The organism is Streptomyces globisporus, from assembly GCF_003501885.1.
Taxonomy (GTDB): domain Bacteria; phylum Actinomycetota; class Actinomycetes; order Streptomycetales; family Streptomycetaceae; genus Streptomyces; species Streptomyces globisporus_D.
The window spans coordinates 1-5671 of record NZ_QWFA01000278.1 but is presented as its reverse complement, the minus strand read 5'-3'; the positions used below and the strand labels follow the sequence as shown (position 1 = coordinate 5671).

Here is a 5671-nt window from a genome sequence, read left to right as displayed (position 1 = left end):
GGTGTCGGTGCCGGTGTTCGCCGTACGGGCGGACTGACCCGGCCCCCGGGGCCCGGGTCAGTCCGCCCGTACGGCGAACACCGGCACCGACACCTCGTCGTCGTCCAGGCACGCCCCCGTCGCCAGGTCGAAGCGCTGCTTCAGCAGCGGTGAGGCCACGAACGGCCGCCCGCACGCCGAGCCGAGCAGCCCGCGCGAGAGGACGTACGCCCCGGTGAACGGGTCCCGGTTGCCGATCGCGTACACCTGACCGGCCCGGTCCATGAAGACGGCCGCCTGGTCCCCGTCCGGCAGCAGCACCGCCACCCCCCGGCCGGGGATCAGCAGCCCCCGCTCGCAGACCGTCAGCCAGTCCTCGCCGTGGGCGAGCCGGACGGATCCGGTGCCCTGCGCTGTCGTGATCGTCGCGGTAGCCATCAGGATGCGGTCCCTTCGAGGGTGCGGACGGCGAGGACGGGTCCGGCGAGCAGGTCCAGATCCGGCTTGATCTGGTCCCTCTCCGGAACGAACCTCACCGAGGGGTCGGGGGCGTCGGGGGCGTTGACGAAGGTGACGAACCGGCGCAGCCGCTCCGGGTCGTTGATGGTCTCCGCCCACTCGTCGCGGTAGCCCGCGACATGGTCGGCCATCAGCCGCTCCAGCTCCTCGCAGAGCCCCAGCGAGTCGTGGACGACCACGTCCCGGACGTGGTCCAGGCCGCCGTCGATCCGCTCCAGCCAGGCGGAGGTGCGCTCCAGTCGGTCGGCGGTGCGGATGTAGAACATGAGGAACCGGTCGATCAGCCGCACCAGTTCGGCGTCCGAGAGGTCCTGGGCCAGCAGGTCCGCGTGGCGCGGGGTGGCCCCGCCGTTGCCGCCGACGTACAGGTTCCAGCCCTGGGCGGTGGCGATGATCCCGAAGTCCTTGCCCCGGGCCTCCGCGCACTCGCGGGCGCAGCCGGAGACCGCCGACTTCAGCTTGTGCGGGGAGCGCAGGCCCCGGTAGCGCAGCTCCAGGTCGATCGCCATCTTCACGGAGTCCTGCACGCCGTAGCGGCACCAGGTCTGCCCCACACAGGACTTGACCGTGCGCAGCGACTTCCCGTACGCGTGCCCGGACTCGAAGCCCGCGTCCACCAGCCGGGTCCAGATCAGCGGCAGTTGGTCGACCCGGGCGCCGAAGAGGTCGATGCGCTGGCCGCCGGTGATCTTCGTGTAGAGGCCGAAGTCGCGGGCCACCTCGCCGATGACGATGAGCTTCTCCGGGGTGATCTCACCGCCCGGGATGCGCGGCACGATCGAATACGACCCGTTGCGCTGGAGGTTGGCCAGGAAGTGGTCGTTGGTGTCCTGGAGCGCCGCCTGCTCGCCGTCCAGCACGTAGCCGCTCGCACCGACCGTGGGCGCCAGCGAGGCGATGACCGAGCCGACCGTCGGCTTGCAGACCTCGCAGCCGTCGCCGCCACGCGCCTCCTCGCGGCCGTGCGAGTCGAGCAGTTCGGCGAACGAGGTGACCTCCAGGGTGCGGACGATCTCGTACAGCTCGCTGCGGCTGTACGGGAAGCAGCCGCACAGCCCCGAGTCCTCCGGCGGCGGCATCAGCTGCCCGATCACCTTGAGGCAACTGCCGCAGCCCGTACCGGCCTTGGTGCACTTCTTCACCTCGGGCAGGGTGGTGTGCTCGCAGATCGCGCCCTTGGTCACGTTGTGGCAGGAGCAGATCACCGCCTCGTCGGGCAGCGCGCCGGGGCCGAGCGACACCGGGCCGCCACCCGACCCGGCCGGCAGCACCAACTGCTCGGGTGCGACGGGCAGCACCGAGCCCGTCAGCGGCCGCAGCGTGCCGTACTGCTCCGCGTCCCCGACCAGCACCCCGCCCAGCAGGGTCCCGTCCGGGCCCATCACCAGCTTCTTGTAGACCCCCGCCCGGGCGTCGGAGTAGACGACGTCGAGCGAGCCCTCGGCCGCCCCGTGCGCGTCGCCGAACGAGGCCACGTCCACCCCGAGCAGCTTCAGCTTCGTCGACAGGTCCGCCCCCGTGAACGCGGACCGCCCGCCCGCGATCACCTCGGCCGCCGTCCGGGCCATGTCGTAGCCCGGCGCGACCAGCCCGTACACCCGGCCGTCGGCGGTCAGCGCGCACTCGCCGATGGCGAACACCGCCGGGTCCGACGTCCGGCACTCCTCGTCCACGACGATCCCGCCGCGCTCCCCGACCGCGAGGCCGCACTCCCGGGCCAGCTGGTCCCGGGGCCGTACGCCCGCCGAGAAGACGACCAGGTCGACCGCGAGCGAGGACCCGTCGGAGAGGGACATCCCGGTCACCGCCCCGTCCTCGCCGGCGGTGACCTCCTGCGTGCCGACCCCCGTGTGCACGGACAGCCCCATGTCCTGGATCGTTCGCAGCAGCGCCGCGCCCCCGCCCTCGTCCACCTGGACCGGCATCAGCCGGGGCGCGAACTCCACGACATGGGTGGCCAGCCCCAGCCCCTTCAGCGCCCCGGCCGCCTCGAGACCCAGCAGCCCGCCGCCGACCACCGCACCGGTCGCCGCGCCCTTCGCGTACTCCTCGATCGCGAGCAGGTCCTCGATCGTCCGGTACACGAAGCAGCCCCGGGCGTCCTTCCCCGGCACCGGCGGCACGAAGGGGTACGAGCCCGTCGCCAGCACCAGCGTGTCGTACGGGAACACCGCCCCGGACCGCGAGGTCACCGTCCGCCCCGCCCGGTCCACGGCCGTCGCCGGGTCGCCGACGTACAGCTCGATGCCGTGCCGGGCCATGAAGTCCGGCTCCACCAGCGAGAGGTCCTCGGGGCTCTGCCCGGCGAAGTACGAGGTGAGCCGCACCCGGTCGTAGGCCGGCCGGGGCTCCTCGCAGAGCACGACGACCCGGGCGCCGCCGGCCGCCGGGGTCAGTCCGCGCTCGGCCAGGGTCTCCAGGAACCGCTGGCCGACCATGCCGTGCCCGACGACCACGATCGTCGGGACGGCGGTGTGCGCCTGGGCGTTCGGGGTGGCGTTCGAGGCGGCGGCGGTGGTGCGCGGCTCGAAGGTGGGCTCCGGCATCTCAGTGGCCTCCGTCGGTTGTCCTGATGCCCCGAGCCTGGGCGGGAGGTGTTACCCGGCCGCATCCCGTCTGTTTCCCGGGCGGAACCTTGCGCTCAGCGACCGGGCAGGGGCCCTGTGAGGGACCGGGTGAAGGGCATGTGCGACAGGCGTCTAATGTCGGTTCGTGCCTGACATAACCCTGACGACCCTGATCCTCCTCTGCCTCGCCGCGGCTGCCGCGGGCTGGATCGACGCGGTGGTCGGCGGCGGCGGACTGCTGCTCCTGCCCGCGCTGCTGCTCGGCCTGCCGCACGTGCCGGCGGCCCAGGTCCTCGGCACCAACAAGGCCGTCGCGATCGTGGGCACCTCGGGTGCGGCGGTGACCTTCCTGCGCAAAGCCCCGGTACGGGTGGGTCTTGCGGTGCGGATCGGGCTGATGGCGCTCGCCGGGTCGATGACGGGGGCGTTCTTCGCCGCCGGGATCAGCAGCGAGGTGCTCCGTCCGGTGATCATGGTCGTGCTGCTGGGGGTCGCGGCCTTCGTGATGCTGCGCCCGTCCTTCGGGGCGGCCGCGGGCGGCGGTACGGACCGGCCGGTCGCCCGGGCCCGGATCATCACGGCGATCGTGCTGGTCGGCGGCGGTATCGGCTTCTACGACGGGCTGTTCGGGCCGGGCACCGGCACCTTCCTGGTGCTGGCCCTGACCGCCGTGCTCCACCTCGACCTGGTGACCGCGTCGGCCACCGCGAAGATCGTCAACGTGTGCACCAACGCGGGGGCGCTGGCGATGTTCGCGTACCAGGGCACCGTGCTGTGGCAGCTCGCGGCCGTGATGGCGGTCTTCAACCTGGCGGGCGGGATGATCGGGGCGAAGATGGCGCTGAGCGGGGGGAGCGGCTTCGTCCGGGCGGTGCTGCTGACGGTGGTGTTCTCGCTGGTCGCCAAGCTCGGCTTCGACCAGTGGAACGCGTAGCGGCGCCAGGTGGTCAGCGCACGTCCGTGAGGTGCGCGTACGCCACCACGTTGCCCTGGTAGCCCGTCTCCTCGGAGAAGCCGCCGCCGCAGGTGATCAGCCGGAGCGCGGCGTGCGGAGCGTCGCCGTAGACGCGCTGGTCGGGGAAGTCGTCGTTGTCGTAGACCTCGATGGCGTCGATCGAGAACACGGCCGTGCGCCCGTCCCGGCGGTCCACCTCGACCCGGGTCCCCTTCGTCAGGGCGCCCAGGGCGTAGAAGACGGACGGGCCCTCCGCGTTGTCCACGTGGCCCGCGACGATCGCGGTGCCCCGCGCGCCGGGCGGGACGCCGTCCTCGTACCAGCCGGCGAGGTTGCGGTCCTCGTCCGGCGGTACGTCGAGGCTGCCGTCGGCGGCCAGCCCCAGCGGCGTCATCGGCGCGTCCACCTCGATGGTCGGAATGCGGATGCGGACCGGATCGGAGGGGTTCAGCGGCTCGGCGACCGGGGAGCCGGGCTGGAGCTGGGGTCCGGCGGCGAAGGCCTGGGCGCTGGAGGGCTGTGGCGGGATCAGCTGGCCGCCGGGCCCGTTCTGGATGAGCCAGATGCCGCACAGCACGGCGATGCCCACCAGCCAGCCCTTGGCCTTCTGCGCGCTCGGTGACACGGCGTCGTCCTCGGTCGGTGGTCCGGGCGGGCGGGACGCGCTCGGGGACGCGCCCCGCCCGGTCAGAGGGGAAGCGGCGGTTCAGCTTCCTGTGGCACCTTCGGAAGGGCCTCCCCGTGGCGCCCGCCGTTCCGTCGGCGCCTTCGGAAGGGCCTTCCCGCGGCGCCCTCGGATCAGCTTCCTTCGGCGCCCTCGGAGCGGCGGCGCAGCAGCCACAGTCCGCCGACTGCGGCCAGGCCGATCACGCCGACGCCGAGGGCGACCTGCGTGGAGTTCGGCTCGACGCTGCCGCCGACCCCGGTCCGCACATGGCCGGACGGGCGGTCGTGGATGGGCTTCTCGTGCTTGCCGCCGCCGATCACCTTGAGGTCGCCGACCGCGTCCTTGCCGTTGTCGCAGGAGACGACGATCTCGTAGACACCGGGCCGGGTGTCGTGCGGCACGGTGAACTGACCGACCACGACCTCCTTGTGGGTGCCGGGGCGCATCTCGAAGTCCCCGGCGTCCAGCTCGTTCGCGTCGCCGATGCCCGAGCCCTTCTTGCCGCAGGCGGTGGTGTTCACGGTGATGGTGGCGCCGGGGGGAGCGGTCGCCGGGGTGATCTCCAGGCGGCCGAAGTCACCCGCGTACGCGGACGGAGCGGCGGCGGTGAGACCGAACGCGATGACGGTGAACGCGGCACCGACGGTGCCGGTCACGAGGCGGGCAGGACTGCGCATGGGGATCCTCCGGGCAGACGGCGCGAGCGGGTGTGTCCTGCCCCGAGCCAACGGGGGCCCAGCTCGCCACGCCTCCTGACGTGGGGTCAGCTTTCACCCGTACGGACCGGCGCGGCACCCTTGCCGGAATGGATCACCGCAGGTCGTGGCGGTGCGACTGGGCCGTTCGGTCCGTGCTGCCGGGCCGGGTGCCGATCGGGTGAGGCGCGTACGCGGAGTGTGACGTAGATCACATGTATGACCTGGTGGGCCCCGGGCACACGCAAGACACCCCCCCACGGGACGGATCCCCGCCCCCCACGGCACC

Annotated in this window: 5 protein-coding genes; 1 reads left to right on the top strand and 4 read right to left on the bottom strand. The window is 72.7% G+C overall.

Annotated features, from left to right (window positions below):
- Nucleotides 1-57: 57 nt before the first annotated feature.
- Both nirD and nirB read right to left on the bottom strand, forming a co-directional pair.
- Complete coding sequence (nirD, locus tag D3105_RS31705; RefSeq protein WP_118906319.1) at nt 58-417, bottom strand: nitrite reductase small subunit NirD; 360 nt, start codon at nt 415-417, stop codon at nt 58-60.
- Nucleotides 417-3044 carry a nitrite reductase large subunit NirB gene (gene nirB / locus D3105_RS31700; protein ID WP_118906318.1) on the bottom strand — a complete coding sequence of 876 codons (2628 nt, stop codon included), beginning with the start codon at nt 3042-3044 and terminating at the stop codon, nt 417-419. Before nirB ends, nirD begins: the two co-directional genes overlap by 1 nt.
- 166 nt (nt 3045-3210) lie before the next feature.
- On the opposite strand from nirB, the gene D3105_RS31695 reads away from it, so the two are divergent.
- Nucleotides 3211-3999: a TSUP family transporter gene (locus tag D3105_RS31695; RefSeq protein WP_118906317.1), complete on the top strand. Its 789-nt coding sequence runs from the start codon at nt 3211-3213 to the stop codon at nt 3997-3999.
- Nucleotides 4000-4012: 13 nt separating this feature from the next.
- Here the strand turns inward: D3105_RS31695 and D3105_RS31690 are convergent, their stop codons facing one another.
- Nucleotides 4013-4645: a class F sortase gene (locus D3105_RS31690; protein ID WP_118906316.1), complete on the bottom strand. Its 633-nt coding sequence runs from the start codon at nt 4643-4645 to the stop codon at nt 4013-4015.
- Between the two features lie 173 nt (nt 4646-4818).
- Nucleotides 4819-5364 carry a hypothetical protein gene (locus D3105_RS31685; protein WP_030708117.1) on the bottom strand — a complete coding sequence of 182 codons (546 nt, stop codon included), beginning with the start codon at nt 5362-5364 and terminating at the stop codon, nt 4819-4821.
- Between the last annotated feature and the right edge of the window lie 307 nt (nt 5365-5671).